Origin of the sequence: Paenibacillus sedimenti, assembly GCF_014534655.1 — a bacterium.
GTDB classification, from domain to species: Bacteria; Bacillota; Bacilli; order Paenibacillales; family NBRC-103111; genus Paenibacillus_E; species Paenibacillus_E sedimenti.
Genome location: NZ_JACVVD010000014.1, coordinates 71,368 through 87,330, shown reverse-complemented (window position 1 = coordinate 87,330; position 15,963 = coordinate 71,368). Strand labels below are relative to the sequence as shown.

General features: G+C 47.7%; 15 protein-coding genes and 2 pseudogenes. 5 read left to right on the top strand and 12 right to left on the bottom strand.

What is annotated here, in order from left to right; translation table 11 throughout:
- The first annotated feature begins 12 nt into the window (after positions 1 to 12).
- Positions 13 to 342, top strand: a complete 330-nt coding sequence (locus tag ICC18_RS28270) for an ArsR/SmtB family transcription factor (RefSeq protein WP_188177765.1) — start codon at positions 13 to 15, stop codon at positions 340 to 342.
- 201 nt (positions 343 to 543) lie between these two features.
- Here ICC18_RS28270 and ICC18_RS28265 read toward each other — a convergent pair whose 3' ends face one another.
- A complete protein-coding gene (locus ICC18_RS28265) occupies positions 544 to 2,592 on the bottom strand; it encodes an iron ABC transporter permease (protein ID WP_188177764.1) in 2,049 nt (682 codons plus the stop codon).
- Complete coding sequence (locus ICC18_RS28260; RefSeq protein ID WP_188177763.1) at positions 2,589 to 3,635, bottom strand: ABC transporter substrate-binding protein; 1,047 nt, start codon at positions 3,633 to 3,635, stop codon at positions 2,589 to 2,591. The genes ICC18_RS28265 and ICC18_RS28260 overlap by 4 nt, the downstream gene beginning before the upstream one ends.
- Positions 3,636 to 3,904: 269 nt before the next feature.
- Here ICC18_RS28260 and ICC18_RS28255 point away from each other — a divergent pair.
- Positions 3,905 to 4,126 (top strand): annotated as a pseudogene (locus ICC18_RS28255) (ABC transporter substrate-binding protein); the annotation flags it as partial.
- 161 nt (positions 4,127 to 4,287) lie between these two features.
- Positions 4,288 to 4,728: pseudogene (locus tag ICC18_RS28250) on the top strand (ABC transporter substrate-binding protein); the annotation flags it as partial.
- A 17-nt stretch (positions 4,729 to 4,745) separates the two neighbouring features.
- On the opposite strand, the gene ICC18_RS28245 reads toward ICC18_RS28250, so the two are convergent.
- The 4 genes from ICC18_RS28245 to ICC18_RS28230 all read right to left on the bottom strand — a co-directional run bounded on the left by ICC18_RS28245 (position 4,746) and on the right by ICC18_RS28230 (position 9,352).
- Positions 4,746 to 5,681, bottom strand: a complete 936-nt coding sequence (locus ICC18_RS28245) for a DMT family transporter (protein ID WP_188177762.1) — start codon at positions 5,679 to 5,681, stop codon at positions 4,746 to 4,748.
- 307 nt (positions 5,682 to 5,988) lie between these two features.
- Positions 5,989 to 7,908 carry a carbohydrate-binding domain-containing protein gene (locus ICC18_RS28240; RefSeq protein ID WP_188177761.1) on the bottom strand — a complete coding sequence of 640 codons (1,920 nt, stop codon included), beginning with the start codon at positions 7,906 to 7,908 and terminating at the stop codon, positions 5,989 to 5,991.
- A gap of 24 nt (positions 7,909 to 7,932) precedes the next feature.
- The gene (locus ICC18_RS28235; RefSeq protein ID WP_188177760.1) at positions 7,933 to 8,616 is read right to left on the bottom strand and encodes a DUF4956 domain-containing protein; all 684 of its coding nucleotides are present in this window, start codon (positions 8,614 to 8,616) and stop codon (positions 7,933 to 7,935) included.
- Positions 8,609 to 9,352, bottom strand: coding sequence for a polyphosphate polymerase domain-containing protein (locus ICC18_RS28230; RefSeq protein ID WP_188177759.1), 744 nt, complete (start codon positions 9,350 to 9,352; stop codon positions 8,609 to 8,611). Before ICC18_RS28230 ends, ICC18_RS28235 begins: the two co-directional genes overlap by 8 nt.
- Before the next feature lie 157 nt (positions 9,353 to 9,509).
- On the opposite strand from ICC18_RS28230, the gene ICC18_RS28225 reads away from it, so the two are divergent.
- The gene (locus ICC18_RS28225) at positions 9,510 to 10,187 is read left to right on the top strand and encodes a response regulator transcription factor (RefSeq protein ID WP_188177758.1); all 678 of its coding nucleotides are present in this window, start codon (positions 9,510 to 9,512) and stop codon (positions 10,185 to 10,187) included.
- Positions 10,187 to 11,455: a sensor histidine kinase gene (locus ICC18_RS28220; protein ID WP_188177757.1), complete on the top strand. Its 1,269-nt coding sequence runs from the start codon at positions 10,187 to 10,189 to the stop codon at positions 11,453 to 11,455. Before ICC18_RS28225 ends, ICC18_RS28220 begins: the two co-directional genes overlap by 1 nt.
- Positions 11,456 to 11,580: 125 nt before the next feature.
- On the opposite strand, the gene ICC18_RS28215 is transcribed toward ICC18_RS28220, so the two are convergent.
- The 6 genes from ICC18_RS28215 to ICC18_RS28190 form a co-directional block, all read right to left on the bottom strand.
- Positions 11,581 to 11,979, bottom strand: a complete 399-nt coding sequence (locus ICC18_RS28215) for a hypothetical protein (protein WP_188177756.1) — start codon at positions 11,977 to 11,979, stop codon at positions 11,581 to 11,583.
- Entirely contained in the window at positions 11,976 to 12,710 is a 735-nt protein-coding gene (locus tag ICC18_RS28210; RefSeq protein WP_223192938.1) for an RQC-minor-1 family DNA-binding protein, read from the bottom strand. Before ICC18_RS28210 ends, ICC18_RS28215 begins: the two co-directional genes overlap by 4 nt.
- Before the next feature lie 43 nt (positions 12,711 to 12,753).
- Positions 12,754 to 13,494 (bottom strand): hypothetical protein, encoded by a 741-nt coding sequence (locus tag ICC18_RS28205; protein WP_188177754.1) that lies wholly within the window; start codon positions 13,492 to 13,494, stop codon positions 12,754 to 12,756.
- A gap of 133 nt (positions 13,495 to 13,627) precedes the next feature.
- Positions 13,628 to 13,849, bottom strand: coding sequence for a type II toxin-antitoxin system HicA family toxin (locus tag ICC18_RS28200; RefSeq protein ID WP_188177753.1), 222 nt, complete (start codon positions 13,847 to 13,849; stop codon positions 13,628 to 13,630).
- The gene (locus ICC18_RS28195) at positions 13,842 to 14,258 is read right to left on the bottom strand and encodes a RelB antitoxin-like protein (RefSeq protein ID WP_188177752.1); all 417 of its coding nucleotides are present in this window, start codon (positions 14,256 to 14,258) and stop codon (positions 13,842 to 13,844) included. The genes ICC18_RS28200 and ICC18_RS28195 overlap by 8 nt, the downstream gene beginning before the upstream one ends.
- Positions 14,259 to 14,433: 175 nt before the next feature.
- Entirely contained in the window at positions 14,434 to 15,666 is a 1,233-nt protein-coding gene (locus tag ICC18_RS28190; RefSeq protein ID WP_223192937.1) for a Mef(A)/Tet(V) family efflux MFS transporter, read from the bottom strand.
- Between the last annotated feature and the right edge of the window lie 297 nt (positions 15,667 to 15,963).

The window sequence follows — 15,963 nt, the reverse complement described above, 5'->3', positions numbered from 1 at the left end:
GAGCATAGTCATATGGGCTTGAAAATAACAACCTGGAGCGCACTCGCCGAGCCCAACCGCTTGAACATCGTAGAGCTCCTGCGTGAAGGCCCTCTCACCGTAGGGGAAATCGCCGAGCGCCTCAGCCTCCATCAGCCACAGGTTTCCAAACATCTTCGCGTCCTTAGTGACGCGGGGATTGTTCAAGTACAGCCGAGCGCCAATCGGCGTATTTATAAGCTAAGCCCCCAGCCTTTTATAGAAATGAACACCTGGCTGGAATCTTACCGCCGCATGTGGGAGGAGCGCTTCGATCGATTGGACGAATATTTGAACGAATTGCAAGGAAAGGGAAAACAATAGGGAACAACTATTAACCTTTTATAAACATCTTTCTCTATAACCAGAAAAGACACCCTATCGGGTGTCTATTTTTTTATGGAGGTGAAGCATACCTTGGCAAATCCACCCCGATCAGACAAAAGCCCTCCAGCTTCTAGGGCATATATCATATGTTTCAGGGTTTATGTTCAGAAACGAAGCCGCCTGACGGGAGTCTACCACTTACTTCCGAACGGCGCTTCGGTACATCAGTAGAAGCAAATACGGTGTGCCAATTAAAGCGACGACAATCCCCGAAGGCACTTCTTTCGGAGAGATGATCACTTTGCCTATTATATCGGCGCCTACGAGCAGCAAAGCTCCGATAATTGAAGAAAGCAGAACGGACTGGCGGTGATTTTGGCCAACAAAGAGCCTGACGACGTGAGGCGCCAATAGACCGATAAAACCTACAGTGCCTACACCGGCGACGGCTACGGCGGCAAGCGCGACGCCGATGATGGCAGCGGTAAGGCGTGTTCTCTGCAGCTTCAAGCCAAGACCGAGCGATATCTGATCCCCGAAAGCCAGCAGATCGACTTTACGCCCCAGAACCCAGGCAGCGGGAAGAAGTAGCACAGCCGGGATCGAAAGCCTGATCAACTCTTCCCAGCCTCTGGCATACGTACTGCCGGCCAGCCAGGCAAGTGCAGGAGCTGCGGCAATTCCTGACTTGATCACAAGGAACTGGATACCGGCCGACCCGACGGCCGATACGGCGATACCGACCAGCGCAAGCACGACGGGATTTAACCCTTTTCTCCAGGAGATCGCATAAACGCTGCCTGCCGCCATGACGGCACCCGCAAGTGCTGCGGCCGGCAGCATGGATCCCGGCGCCTGCGGCCAGATGACCAGAAGCAGCAGGGCACCAAAGCCCGCTCCCGCCGTAACGCCGACAACGGACGGATCAGCCAATGGATTGCGGACCGCGCCCTGCATCATGACACCGGCAACGGCCAAAACTGCTCCTGCAAGAGCCGCAACAAGCATACGGGGCAAACGCAATTCGAAGACGATGTTCTTCGAGATGTCCGAACCGCCCCCGGTTATTACAGCCCAAACCTCGGTGAGCGGAAGTTTCATAGCGCCTGCCATAAGTCCAGCTAAGATCAGGATGCAAAGTGCCGTTCCCGTTAAGGCAACCATCGCCGGATAAGGGATACTTTTCCGCAAGATACCGATGCTCATGGACGAATTGCCTTCCGTCGACCTCTGCTCTTTGGCGCCTCTTACGGCAAGCCAAATCAGCCAAGGTGCGCCGATAACTGCAGTGACCGCTCCTGCGGGAAGCTCACCCAGCATGCTCCGGAACATACGCGCGATCATATCTGCGCCGACAAGGACGACCGCGCCCCACAAACCGCTTGCCGGCAGCAGCAGACGATGGCGCCTAAAACCGATCAATCGGATGAGGTGCGGCGCGATCAGACCCACGAAACCGATCGGACCGACCACACTGACTGTCACGCCCGCAAGCAGCACGGCGGAGGCAAGGGCGCCGAACCGGACTCCGTTTACAGTCTGTCCAAGCGAACGGGCCGTCTCTTCTCCAAGCTCCAATAGATCGAGCGTTCGGGCAAACAGGCAAGCTGCCGTTATCCCGATAAGGATCCATACCCACGAATAACGAACTCCCGCCCAATTGTTCTGCAGAAGCGAACCCGAACCCCAGACAAACAAACCATTCGTTTCGTTTTCATAGAGCAGTTGAAGAGCGCTTGTGAAGGAAGCCAGCACGAGAGAGACGATCATTCCGGCAAGCGCCATACGCACAGGAGTGCTTTTGCGGCCGCCGGCCATCAAATAGGCCATGGCAGCCGCACCGCATGCGCCGACCAAGGCAAGCAGCAGCGGGGCGTCCGCTTTCAAGCCGGGGAAAAATACCGCAGCAAGTACAATGATAAAATATGCTCCCGCATTGAGACCGAGCGTCGATGCCGATGCCAGCGGATTGCGCGTTACAGTCTGCAGCAATGCGCCTGAAACCGCCAAGGCGGCGCCTGCTAGCAGTCCCATCACTGCTCTTGGCAGTCGAATACCCCGCACCAGGTGATGTGCGAGGGTATCCTGCGGATTTAAGAGCGCATCGACTGCGGTGAATACCGTTAGATCGGCTTCACCTTGAATCAGACTGGCGAACATCAGGGCGCCCAGCAAGATAAAGCCGCCGCCGAATACCAATCCCGCTTTCCATCCGGTCTTACTGATGAATGAAGGTACTGATATCATTTTCCGGATCCTTTGATCATAGCGTCAGCAGTCAGTTCTACAAACACTTTGGCCGACAACGGACCGCCGAAGGGCCACGTATTGCCCGGCAGCTTGTAGGCCTGGTTTTCTTTCACAAAATTGAGCCCTTTCCAGACTGCATTGTCTTTTAACTGCTTATCAAATACGTTGTCATTATCTTGAACGATGTAGAAAAAGCTGGCGTTCTGAACAGAAGGCAGCGATTCAATGGACCCGGTTGCAAAGCCGTATATTTCGAATTTACTTGATTTGTATACGTTCTTCATACCGGCACGCTGCAGGATTTGCACCGCCATCGAATTGTCCGTGAACATCCGCAATACGGCCGCGTTTTGATTGCTGAATGCCTGCGTAAGCGAAAACTCCGCTCCGTCCTTATTGGCCGCTTTCAGCTTAGCCTTGGTGTCGTCATACGTTTTTTGCAGATCCTTCAGCACTTTGTCGGCTTCTGCAGTTTTACCTGCCAGGTCTGCAATCGTTTTGAAGGTTTGCTCCATCTCGGCATATTGATCCCCCGCTCCTTCCGGCGGATACGATTCGAACACGATTGTCGGAGCGATTTTATTCAAGCTCTCGTAATTCGATTTCGCCCGGTTTGAAGCAGTGATGATGAGATCAGGCTTCAATCCGGTGATCGCTTCCAGGTTCGGTTCCTGGCGTGTCCCTACATCCACCGTATCTGCAGCGAGTGCCGGCTGGACGTTCACCCAGGTTTTATAGCCTTTAATATCGGCCACGCCTGCAGGCTGTACGCCGACTGCAAGCAGATCCTCCACATAAGTCCACTCAAGCGCGACAATGCGCTTGGGCGTTCCCTTGATTTCCGCAGTGCCCATCGCGTGTTTGATGGTCTTCACCGTATCTTTCGGCGTCGGAGAAGGAGATTGCGGGGACGAAGACTGCTGCGAACCCGACGTCGGGGCAGAACCGCTCGTGGAGCTGCTTCCGGAAGCGCAAGCCGCAGTCAGAAACAACAGCATAACGGATAACAGGATTGTAAGCGGCTTAAATAATGTGCGCATGGTTAAATCCTCCTAATTATGTATCTTCATGTGGAACAGCATTTGAAGTTTGAATGAATATTTTAGTCATAGCCGGATCAAGCCATTGTCCACCTCTATCGATAATGATAATCGTTCTCATTTTAGTGTGTCAATACTTTTTTTTCCAACCCTATCTTTATCAATTACTTATTGGTCACTTACTCTTAAAATACGGAGGTCAATCATCGTTCTCGAAATCTGCATTATTAAAAGCAATCACCCGTATTATTCAGTGGCCGCTTAAAACAATATCGCCAGAAGTGCTTCCCGAATTTGTCGGAGACTATCTCATCTTCAGCAAATATTCGGATGCGGATAGTTCATTCATGGCAACAGATACATACAAAAATATCCCGGCTGTTAAAAATAAACGGGTGTTTGAAGCCAACGCAAAAGAGTTCTATTTCAATGATCCATTAACATTAGAATTCCAACTGGAATTCTTTAAAAAGAATTTTCTAGGTAAGTAATTCGATAAGGGAGGAGTGTTGAAAATGAAAAAAGGATGGATCCCCTTCATACTTTCGCTAGTACTGTTTTAAGCGTGTGCAGCAGCGGATCAGCCAGTAAAAAGGAAGATTTGCCTGTAAACGGGAAGAAGTCAGGAACGATCACATACCAATCCGAGTAATGGGCCGAGGACTTCAAAAAACGCGCAAAAGCCGCAGGAGAAGAAATTGGTCCAAAATTAGGCAAAGACGCAACCGTTTCTGTAATCGAAAACGATGATAAGCAGCTTTAAGTATTCGGCAATAACTGGGCACGCGGAACCGAAATACTATATCAAGCGATGGAATTGAAAATGCCTGATAAAGTGAAAGAAAAGGCGCTGGGACCAGGCTACCATACACTATCGCTAGAAGTTGTTCCCGAGTTTGCCGGAGATTATATTGTCTTCAGCAAATACTCGGACAGTGATCTGTCATTCCTGAAAACCGATATGTGGAAGAATATTCCTGCCGTTAAAAACAATCGAGTAATCGAAATAAATTCGAAAGCATCCACTTACAGTGATCCCATCACGCTGGAATATTTAATGGAAATTTTTAAAAAAGAGTTTCTTGGCAATTAATATTGCTTTGGTCGGATCTAATATTTAACTGAGCTTCCGCCTGCAGGGGTAAGGCTGCTATCTCTTTTCTTTAAAGTCCCTATAACAATGCCAAACGTAGTAAGAATAAAGGCTGTAACATGAATCCAGCCAATATGCTCATCCAAGAAAATAACGCCCCCAACCATACTGGCAAAAGGCAGTCCGTTAAGGAACATGGCTGTTTTGTTGGCACCTAGAAATTTAATACCGTGATTCCACCCTAGCGTTCCTAGTGAAGATGCTCCCCAAGCTGACATCAGCATTACAGCCCAAGCCGTAACCGACAAATGAACCTGATCATAAGACGAAGGCCCAAGCATCGTCAATGTGCCTAGATTTAATAATACCCCGCCAATTACCGTGGAGTAGGCTGTAACTACCAAAGTCGGTATTGCGGTGGCCGACAACTTTTTGATGAACAACCCGCCTATGACATAAGCCAACATGGATAGAAACATGATCAAATCTCCCCATCCGGATAAACCGATAGAACTACCTGCCGATTTGGAAGTGACGACCAAGACAACGCCTGAGAATCCGAATAAAATGCCGAGAGCTAATCTCATATTGAATTTTTCGCCAATGAACATGGATGCAAGAAGAGCCGTAGACAGCGGATTTAATCCCAGTATTAGCGATGCATTGGTAGCTGTCGTTGTAACGACCCCATACGCTAAAAACAACTGGTGAAAGAAAATGGAGGTTACGCCGATGAGAAGAAGAAGTCCCCACTGCTTCATATTTGGTTTATAGAATCCGTACTTTTTCCAAACAAACGGAAGTAATACGATGCCAGCAAGCGGCATCCTAATTGCGGCAACTAGCATAGGCGAGATAGACTGTGTCAGATATTTTACCATTACAATGTTTAAACCCCATGAGATGACAACCAACGCTAAGATGAAATATATGGTTTTCTCTTGCTTTATCAAGTTCATGCACTCCTATTTTTATAGCGATTATTGAATGATAGCATGCAGCTGCTACAAACTTCAATGACCCGTCCTTCTCCCAATAAACAACGGCGCGAATCATATGCTCCTTCCGATGGTGCATATTCAGGCCAAAGAATGAGCCTCTGGCACAATTTGTAAGCGCCATGCAATGAAAAAGCACCCTCCCGGGTGCCACTTCATTGTATGGAGTTGAAACGTAGATTGCAAATCCTTAATCCATCAGCTTCATGATGCTCAGCATGTAACTGGCAGTCGTGGACCACTAAGGCTTATCCGTTCTGCCCTAAGGTCTCCCCATTCCAGCTTGACCCCGATTCCCGGCGCCGCCGGGTCCTCCTCCGAATCCTCCCGGACCGGTGCTTCTGGCGGAGGTTACTCCGGTTTCATTCAACCATGTGGTCGAATTTGCAATGGTGAATTCAACGGTCTTCGCTCCTCCGGTATACAGCGAGTAGGCTGTATCCTTCTTGAGCTCAGATGAGCCAATAACGATCGTTTGAAAGTCTTTGTCAGGAGCAAAGCTTGCCACGATGTTGCCATTCTTGTCTTTAAGCTCTACGACCGTTCCCGCCTTCTGCGTCTGAGAATATGTCATGAGAAGAGAACGCCCCGTCGATGAATCCGATGGCGCTTGCGCCATCCCTGCGCTTCCGGTTGTCACCAACTGGCCGCCGGTATATTCGAAGGTTCCGTCATAATCCAGCGCGCCGTTGTTGTTCGCCGTCGGGCCGCTTACAAAGACGGTGCCGCCTGACATCAGGATGGACCCGTTCGCATCCAATCCGTCGCCCGTGGAATCGACATGAACCGTGCCGCCGGTTATCGTGAGTTTGTTATTGGTGCTCGAGGAACTGAAGTTGTTCTGTCCAGGACGCCCTCCAATAGACGACCCGTCCACGCCTCCAGAAATATTAATGCCGTCATCGCTCGCAGTCACTTTGGTCTCCCCGCCCGATATGGTTACGTTCGAGCCCTCTATGCCTTCATAGCTCTTGGTTATCTCAATGTTCCCGCCGCTTATCAGGAGGAATGAATCCGCATGGATTCCATCGTCCCCGGAAGTGATGGTGAGTTCCCCTCCTGCGATATCAACGTTGTTGTTGCCGTGGATGGCATCATCGGCCGAATCGATGCCGATGGTACCCTTCGCTATGGTAATGTTTGCTCCGGCTTTGATGGCTTTGCCGCTTTCCGCTTCTGTAGCTGTAGATCTAGTCGTTGCAGCAGCCGGAGCTGGACCTCTCATGCCGCCGTTCATTTCGACTGCCTTCGCAACGGCTTTTGCGCTGCCGCCACCGGATGAGATCGTGAACGAACCTCCATTCACCTGTACGGAGGCAGCCGCTTGAATGCCATCCCTTCCCGCTTTAATAGAGAACGCACCTGCGTCTATATGAACCAGCCCTTTGGAAGCATCTGTATCATTGGTTGCTTTGATGCCGTCTCCGGATGCTTCAATCGTGAGGGTGCCTTCCTTGAACGCCACCAGGTCCTTTCCCATGACGCCATCATCGGCTGCATAGACCGTGATCGCGCCTCCGGTAATTTTCAGGTCGTCCTTGCTAGTAATTCCATTATTATAGTTCCCTTGAACGGTCAAAGCACCGGTTCCATTCAGGGTTAGATCGTCCTTACTAAAGATCGCCGCATTCGGCTCATCCGACTGGGAGTCCTCCGTCTTATATTCGGCTGCATCGGTTACGACATTTTTCGTACCCTCCTGAATCGTAATAATCGCCTTGTCTGCCTGTTTCACGTAGATCGCTGCACTTTCCTTGCTATGAATTTCTACCCCGTTCAACACCAAGCGGACCTTATCCTCCTTCGGGGCATCGACGACGATTTGTCCTTGCTCCCATAGGCCGCTCAATACATAAGTTCCTGCCGCTGTGATGGTTACCGTGCGATCCTTAGCGTCAGCACCAGATCCCTTGATGCTTGCGCCGGACTCACTGAGCTCGATGTAGCTCGGATTGGCCGTCGTCCAGTCACTATACTCATCATCTTGACTATAGGTCACAGGCGTTGGTGTAGTGGAAACCTGGGCCGTTGCTGCATTTGCTGTTGCTGCAGGTGCTGATGCAGCGGTTGTCGATGCTGCGGATGTGCTGTTCTGAGTAGTCGCCTGGCTCTGGCAAGCCGAAAGCACCGATGAGCACAAGAGCGCCAGCATGATGGTCTTTGTCATGTTTGTATTTTTCATAATCAATTCAATCCTCCGTATCGTTTAGTAGTCTGAAGCTTCAGGGTTCATGGATAAGGTAATATTCAAATTCCCGTTCCTGCATCGTAAGGCATCGATCAGTTCCTTCTGGCTTGTCTTCGGGTCCATCGTAATCAAATAGACTAGCTCGAAGAGACTGCCCAGCTCGGTCGTTTTGACCTTTTTGAGCTCATGACCAACTTGAAAGGTTTTAAACACCTCGAGGAAGGCTTCCTCATACCCCAGATCTTCAGGCACCGTAATTTTCAGCAGCTTTTGGGAGCTTCTTTTCGCGCCAAATTTGAACTTGTGGAGCACCATCATCAAGGCGCACAAGATGAAGGTGAAAAGAATGGCATAACCGTACATCCCGACACCGCAGGCAAGCCCTGTAGCCATCGTAAAAAGGACATAAGCAATATCCTTAGGGTCGCCCGGCGCACTTCGGAACCGGATGATCGAGAAGGCTCCGGCAAGGCTGAAGGCTCTGGCCACATTGTTCCCAATCAGCAAAATGATAATGGCAATAATCGAAGGAATCAGAATCATCGTGAGTGCGAAGTTTTGGGAATAAGATTGTTTACTGGTCTTCATATAAGTGATGCTGATAATTCCGCCTAGCAGGAAAGAAACCACAATCGTTAACAAAGCGTGAGTGATAGTAATGGTTGAGTCCATTGTCGTTGCCGTAAATAAAGAATCAAGCATATGCGCTTACTCCCTTCAGTTGTTGATGCTGCATCCTCATTTTCATATATTCATTGCCATATTTGGAGAAGCTCGTCCGAAACATGCTATGTTCAGATAATAGCCGTGCGAGCCAGACCGGGATGGTCTTCTCCGCTTTTACCTCCATGAGCCACTGTCCTTCTCCCAACAGCTGCTCGCCATGATCGCCGCTCTCCAGCAGCAGGTCGTATCGTCGGGATCGGATATTTCGGTCGAACGTAATTCGCAGATCCCGGCTTTCTTTGCAAAACATCGCAATTCGGTCGTAAGCCAGGTACACCTTCGGCTCCAACGTATAGCGCTGCAAGAAGTACTCAATTTCGCCTAGCACTTGCTTATTCATATAGCTTGCGAAATTTGGCTTTACTCCTGTACGGACAAATTCATAAGCTTCGTTCGTCCGAAGAGCGGTTCTTCGTTTATTCACGAGCCCATGAACCTTCTTCTTAAGCTCCAGATACACTTTGGATCCCGGCTCAGGAACGCCGTATGCTCGAAGCCGAAGCTTCTCTTTATATTTGGGCTTCGACAGGGAATGCCGAATCAAGGCATGGTCCTTCGAATCGAAGTAAATATTACTGATGGAGTAAAACGTATGCTTCCGGTTATATTCATCAAGCTCCATATATGCAAGCAGCTTATCGTGAATCGTGTGAAAGCCAGTATCGTTAAGCAGATACTTGTTTTCGTATCGATTGAAAACCTCAATGGCCATTTTAGTTGCTCCTTCCTGTCTTATCTCTTGGATGGCTCTATCTTAGGACGCGAACCTTTAACGAACCTTAAATGCTGCGTTTAAGGTTTCCTAAAGGTTTGAAGTGCTATAATGATCCTAAACTTGACCAGGCTCCAAGCCCGAAAGGAAGATAACTATGAGAATTCTCATCGTCGAAGATGAAGCTCATCTAGCAGAAGCTCTTGCTCAGATCCTGCAAAAGCATCATTATTTCGTGGATGTGGTCCATGACGGCAGTTCCGGCTTGGACTATGCGCGAAGCGGCATTTATGATTTGCTGCTGCTGGATATTATGCTTCCCGGCATAAGCGGTCTTGCACTCTTGCAGACGATTCGCAAAGAAGGCATATCAACACCGGTGATCCTTCTTACTGCCAGGGGAGAGACCTCGGACAAGGTTTCGGGTCTCGACTACGGGGCTGACGACTATATAGCCAAGCCGTTCGTTACGGAGGAATTGCTCGCCCGCATACGCGCCGCGCTTCGGCGTAAGGGCGAAGTGATGCCGGATCACACGATACAATATGGAGATATCGAATTAAATACGGCGACATTAAAGCTGTCATGCCACGGCAAGGAAATCAAACTCATCTTGAAAGAAAGTGAGCTGCTGCAGCTTTTAATCATGAGGAAACAGGCTGTTACGCCTAAAGAAATGATTATTGAGAAGATATGGGGTTTTGATTCTGAGGCTGAGCATAATAACGTGGAGGTTTACGTTTCCTTCTTGAGGAAAAAGCTTGTTCACTTGAATTCCGCGGTAGGGATCAATACGATTCGAGGCGTTGGATATGTATTGGAGGTGAAGGCGTAGTGTTTCGTAAGCTTCGAAATAAATTTCTCATGCTGAACATGGTCACCATCTCGGTCATGTTGCTCATCGCATTCGCTTGCATTTATATCATTATGTATCAAAACATCAGCCGCGACATCGATATGGAACTGCAACGGGAATCCGATTTCATACGCAAGGGTGCAGGGAAAACTAGTCCGTCGAGAGGGAATCCCAACCTATCCCAGCCTGAGTCGAACGCCGACAGAAATCCGCCTATTGGACGCTCCATTTCCTTTTCTCTCGTTACGGATAAGCAAGCAACAGTCAAATCTGTTTCTTCCCGTTATGAAATGACAATTGAGTTCTACAACGAGGCCGCAACCGAAGCCATATCCAGTAACAAGCAACAGGGCAAGTTCAAGCTGGATGGCAACCGTTGGGCTTATACGATAAAGACAACACCTGATGGCTATGTCATATTGTTTCTCGACATCACTTCTCAACAAACCTTTTTGGTTAACTTAATATATGCTTTTCTTCTTGTAGCATCCATCATGCTCTTTATCATCTACTTCATCAGCCGATTTTTTGCCAATCGCTCCATAGAGCCGGTACAAGAGGCATTCGATAAGCAAAAGCAATTCATTGCCGACGCTTCGCATGAGCTTAAGACCCCTCTTACCGTAATTAACACCAACGTTGATGTCCTGCTGGCCAATGCTAATGATACCATTGCGAATCAATCCAAATGGCTCACCTTTATCAAATCGGAATCCGAACGAATGGCAAAACTTACGAATGACTTGCTTTATTTGGCGCAAATGGATCAAACAAATCAAGGTGTGATGTTTGCGCCTTTTAAGGTAAGCGATGCTGTGGAACAGATTGTTCTTACGATGGAAGCCGTCATTTTTGAGCGCAATATTCATCTCTCTTACGAGATCGAACCCGAATTGACAGCCCGCGGCAGCGTCGAGCAGTTCAAACAAGTGGTTATGATCCTGCTGGACAATGCATTGAAATATACGAATCCTAACGGATCTGTGGATATTACATTGAAAAAGCGCCACAAGAATATCATTCTGAAGGTAACCAATACGGGAGAAGGGATTTCTGAAGAGCATCTGGAACGAATTTTCGATCGATTCTACCGAACGGATCCATCTCGAGCCCGCAGCCAAGGGGGCTATGGCCTCGGTTTGGCGATCGCTAAAGCTATTATCGATCAGCATAAAGGAAACATTTATGCGAAAAACATCAAGGATCAGAAGGTATCTTTCTACGTTGAGCTACCGCTTTACTCTTGACCTACTGTCCACTTATGCAGCGGTTCGCGCGACAGGGTTCTTCTCCTGTACCTCCTGGTACAAAAAAAGCACCCGAATGGGTGCTTTTGGCTGTTTGGGAAGGTTGTACACGCTTATGCTATAGTTTACGCCTCACCTAGAGGTTGGGACGCCAAAGAATCCTTATTTTTGTTCGCAACGAAGTGAGTGGAATAATGACGTTCGACATTAGCGTCGCCGGATTTCGAAAAGCGCAGCGGTTGCTTCGGCCCTTTGCCCCACCTCATATAAGCTGTATTAGATGGTGTCAAGCCCATCTCTTTTGCCGTTTCCTTAAACTTGGCCATAATATAGTTAAGCTGCCCCAGATTGCCTTGAAGAACTCTTTCCAAATAGGGGACCCGACCAAAGCGCCACTCCTCCACAAGCTTGGGAGAGATCTTTTCCATTTGGACAAACAAATCGATTGAACTAGCATATCCTTTTTCGTGAACCAATCGGTGTACCGTGTTGCGTACTTTTGTGCGCAGCTCTTGTCTATTCATGCTGATTGGCCGTTTATCGAGCAGCGCGGGCACAGTTCCGGAAACTTTAAACCTTCAGCCGTGTAGTAATCTGGGTTCGTTTCATCAAATATAAATGGATTATCGCATTTCCGGCACACCATAATAATCGGATCACGCGAGCGGATGAGTAACGTCTTGGCCCGTTCACGTTTTAACTGCTCCCAATCCGGATCCTCTAATTGACCACGTTGTTTCAGCGCTTCGATCACATTGCGAATCTCAGCACGGACATTTTTGAAATCGATACGTTCCCATAGAGTCAAATAGGGAATGTACTTTTTATTTCCAGAGCATAAAATTTTATACAGGAACAAGAAAATCATGCCCCGGTTACGCTCCTTCAAATATTCCATGCTAATCGGAATGATGTTGTTTTCCATCCCGCGATCCCATTCTTGCAAAAATTCTTCGGCACGTCTTTCTCTTTCAATCGCCCATCCGCGTGAGGAGAAAACAATCATGGGCAGCTTGCCCTGTTTCTCGATCTCCAAAAAACCGGTGCGAATCATATGATCCACCTTAGCCATGATCTGCTCCAAAGTGAGGTCCCTATAGAATCCGTACGAGGGGTTTCGTTCCAAACCAAGGTCCAACAACTTCCGATCTTTCGAGCCTTTTAAGATTTTTGCAAGAAGCGTCCGTCCGCCTTCGGCAATGATATCATCGGCAGCCCGCAGAATAACCCGCAATTCGTCCTCCGGTAATGGCATGTTCCTGAATCTCATTGAATAGTCAGCTCCGCTATCAATTATTTCAAATATACATTATATCATGACCATCTCCGTAATCTCTAGGCTCTGCCAAATTGATCGTTTTAGATAAATACAGCCGGAATTGGTCGAGATCCCGGTCAAGAAACTCCCGAATAACGGTAATCACTTGCCAGCCCTCAAAGCTTAGTTTACGCACTAGTTTCTCGTATTCGGAATATTGCGAGTAGCTGCATCTTCTCTCCACGATTTCATTTCCAACAAACAGGATCGTGATTTTTGTCGGGAAATCAGTTGGATACAGATATAAGCAGTAGCGCATTTGAGCCCATTTTATGGGATAGCCTGTTTTCAGATTACAAAAGTCGAAGTTCACGATCGGTCCCCACAGCTCCTGAAGGAAAATGCATACTTCCTCGCCGTATTTCTCTTCAGTCCTTTTATTAAGACTCTTTTCCATCCAATCGGTTACATTCGGGTGAACAAATCGTTCTTCTTTTGACGGGCGATCCACCACGATACTTTCCTCATTTTCGAAATTATAGCGAAGCGCCTCCTCGCCGCAGGCAACCAAACTCCCCGACTGGTCGAGCACAATTGAATCTCTTGTGATGCAATTTCGATAATGAAATTGCTGATCCGCATTGTACATGAACATCATATATGCCATAATGCTGCGAGCATCTTCCGGGCGCTCCCGGTTCAAAAAATCGCTTAGCGGAGCAAAAGCCCGATTAAGCCATTTCTCTGTTACTTTCTTCGGAAAGTCCACTTTCGGATACACATTATCCACTCCTAATAGCCGATAAAAAAAAGCACACATGCTAGCAGAAAACAAACTTCTGCTGGCACGGTGCTTCCGTTTGCAAACTTTTGCCAAGCTTTATGAACATTAGAGACTACGCCCGATTATAGGCCTACTTCTTCGAGTTGAAGTACTCTTTGTCTACTCTTAGCTGTTGTTTTAAAATCCGATTAAACAATCCTTTGCCAATCTCGCCTGTTCCCTTCGATACTGCTGTCCTGAGAATCTCTCCATTAGGCAAAGTTTTCTCATAAATCTTGTCCCTACCATTTTGTCTCACCATAAGCCAGCCATCTCTTCGTAAAAAACTCTCTAAATCACTCCAACTAGGCATGGAACATTCGCGACACCGATTCAAAATCATCTTCCAATAGAACACGCAGAACGTATGGAGCGTGCTTATGGCGATTTGGGGTACTGTAGTAGCGAGAGTAATTGGCCTCATAATCGATTGCATATTCCACCAAGTGCCTTGCTAATTCATTTCTGAGTTCTTCAAGTGTCTCAGCGTCTGCAACAATATCATCAATTTGCTCGATTGATCCGACATAACGACCATCCTCATCTTGCTCATACTCGAATGTCAATTCGTATACAGACAGCAGTTCCTTCATTTGCTGTTTTGAGAATGCCATAATCACATCTCTGTTTCGTTTGATGGCTTGAGGCTTCTCTCTCACAATGGTATCTATAAATCCACCAAAATTTGCTCTTACATCGGTAGCGTTAAGAAGATTTTGCATAATCACCCCTCCTCACCTCCATTTTACTTGATTATGCACATGATGTACACTATGCACATAATTCAGTATATGTGCTTTCTTATTAAAACATACCCTCAAACAGAAAAGCACCGGTATTAGAAAAGACACCCTTTCGGGTGTCCTTATTTTGTATGAAGGTGAGCGTGATGCTTCATTACTCAGACTGTTGGGAGTGATCCAGTTGTCTGATTGCCGGAATGAACAGACAAAGCAGCGCAATCCCGATCATCATGAGACCGGATAGCATAAACCATCGATTAACGCCGATCTGATCCGCAAAAACACCGGAAATAACCACGCCCAGAGGCATAGCCAGAGCCATCACACTGCCAAACAATCCAAACACTCTTCCCAAATACTCCGGTTTAATTTTTTCCTGGAATAGTGAGATCTGTACACCATTGTAGAATGGCCCGGAAAAACCCATAACGGCGCAACATACCACAAAAGCGATAAACCCGCTTGTAGGCAATAATCCCGCAAAGGATAGCGCAAACCCCATTACAACAATGGAGGTGACAATAGTCAGATATCGTTTCTTAAAGCCTCCCCATGCGCCAAGCAGTAAACCGCCCGCCAACATGCCGACAGCAAAACTAACTTCCGCAACGGATGCCTGCTTCATCGTTCCTCCGAAATACCCCATAGTCATGAGAGGAAATAACGCATTGATGGGCATAAAAGCAAAAATGAATAACCCTCCGATCCAAAGAAGAGCAACTAACCCTTTGTGATGTTTCAGCGCATCATATCCTGCTTTCAGTTCTTCTGTAAAGCCACTTTGCGCAACGGACTCCGTAACTTCCGGCTTCGGAATCGAAACCATCGCGACCGCGATGCAAGCCATTATCGCTCCCAAAACATCGAGGGCTATAACAGCGTTCAGATCCCAAATTGAATATAGAAGCGCCGCGGCTGCCGGACTAATAATATAGCTGGCCGACTGTACGGACTGACTGTACCCGGCACATTTCGCCAGCTGCTCCTCAGGTACTAACAAAGGCGTCGTCGCACTCAATGCGGTGGAATGAAAAGCCGCACCAATACTGCGAATAAACAGTACAATCATAATCACCCAGACAGGCAATTCCATATAAAAAGCAACCACGGCCAAAGCTGCCGCCGCTGCCGCAACGAGGATATCAGCCATAATCATTACTTTTTTGCGGCTCCAACGATCCACCAAAACACCAATCATGGGCCCGCCAAGCGCCTGCGGTAAAAATCCAACCAGTGTAGCCATTGAAAGCACCATAGCCGAGCCTGTTTTTTCAGTCAGATACCAAACAATCGCCATTTGAAGAATAGCGCTGGTAATCAGTGATACAGCTTGCCCCGCCCATATTGCGAAAAAATTACGTTTCCAGTTTACCTTTTGAATGTTCATATCTTTTATCTCCCCGCATTTTTATTGGTTGTTTATTGATTTTTAGGCAATAAAAATGCAGGCCTCAAGTCCACATGTACGGGCTTCGGTCTGCATACCAATGAAAAGGCATAGAGAAATAAAAGGCATAGCTATAGAGGCTATTCCTTAACCTATCCATGTTCGACCCCATTTCATAAAATAAGCACAACAAAAAAGCCCATAAAATATGGAAAAAGCTGCTTTTTTATTGCCATCTTATCTTAATCGAATGGAATGCATGGATAAACTCCCCTCCTTAATAACTTTCAAAATCGT

Bases quoted from the DNA above. Each gene is read 5' to 3' on its own strand.
- ICC18_RS28270 (WP_188177765.1), top strand. From the start codon at position 13: ATGGGCTTGAAAATAACAACCTGGAGCGCACTCGCCGAGCCCAACCGC.
- ICC18_RS28265 (WP_188177764.1), bottom strand. From the start codon at position 2,592: ATGATATCAGTACCTTCATTCATCAGTAAGACCGGATGGAAAGCGGGA.
- ICC18_RS28235 (WP_188177760.1), bottom strand. From the start codon at position 8,616: ATGCTTGATTCTTTATTTACGGCAACGACAATGGACTCAACCATTACT.
- ICC18_RS28215 (WP_188177756.1), bottom strand. From the start codon at position 11,979: ATGAATAGACAAGAGCTGCGCACAAAAGTACGCAACACGGTACACCGA.
- ICC18_RS28230 (WP_188177759.1), bottom strand. From the start codon at position 9,352: ATGGCCATTGAGGTTTTCAATCGATACGAAAACAAGTATCTGCTTAAC.
- ICC18_RS28260 (WP_188177763.1), bottom strand. From the start codon at position 3,635: ATGCGCACATTATTTAAGCCGCTTACAATCCTGTTATCCGTTATGCTG.
- ICC18_RS28190 (WP_223192937.1), bottom strand. From the start codon at position 15,666: ATGAACATTCAAAAGGTAAACTGGAAACGTAATTTTTTCGCAATATGG.
- ICC18_RS28210 (WP_223192938.1), bottom strand. From the start codon at position 12,710: ATGCCATTACCGGAGGACGAATTGCGGGTTATTCTGCGGGCTGCCGAT.
- ICC18_RS28195 (WP_188177752.1), bottom strand. From the start codon at position 14,258: ATGCAAAATCTTCTTAACGCTACCGATGTAAGAGCAAATTTTGGTGGA.
- ICC18_RS28200 (WP_188177753.1), bottom strand. From the start codon at position 13,849: ATGCCTAGTTGGAGTGATTTAGAGAGTTTTTTACGAAGAGATGGCTGG.
- ICC18_RS28240 (WP_188177761.1), bottom strand. From the start codon at position 7,908: ATGAAAAATACAAACATGACAAAGACCATCATGCTGGCGCTCTTGTGC.
- ICC18_RS28225 (WP_188177758.1), top strand. From the start codon at position 9,510: ATGAGAATTCTCATCGTCGAAGATGAAGCTCATCTAGCAGAAGCTCTT.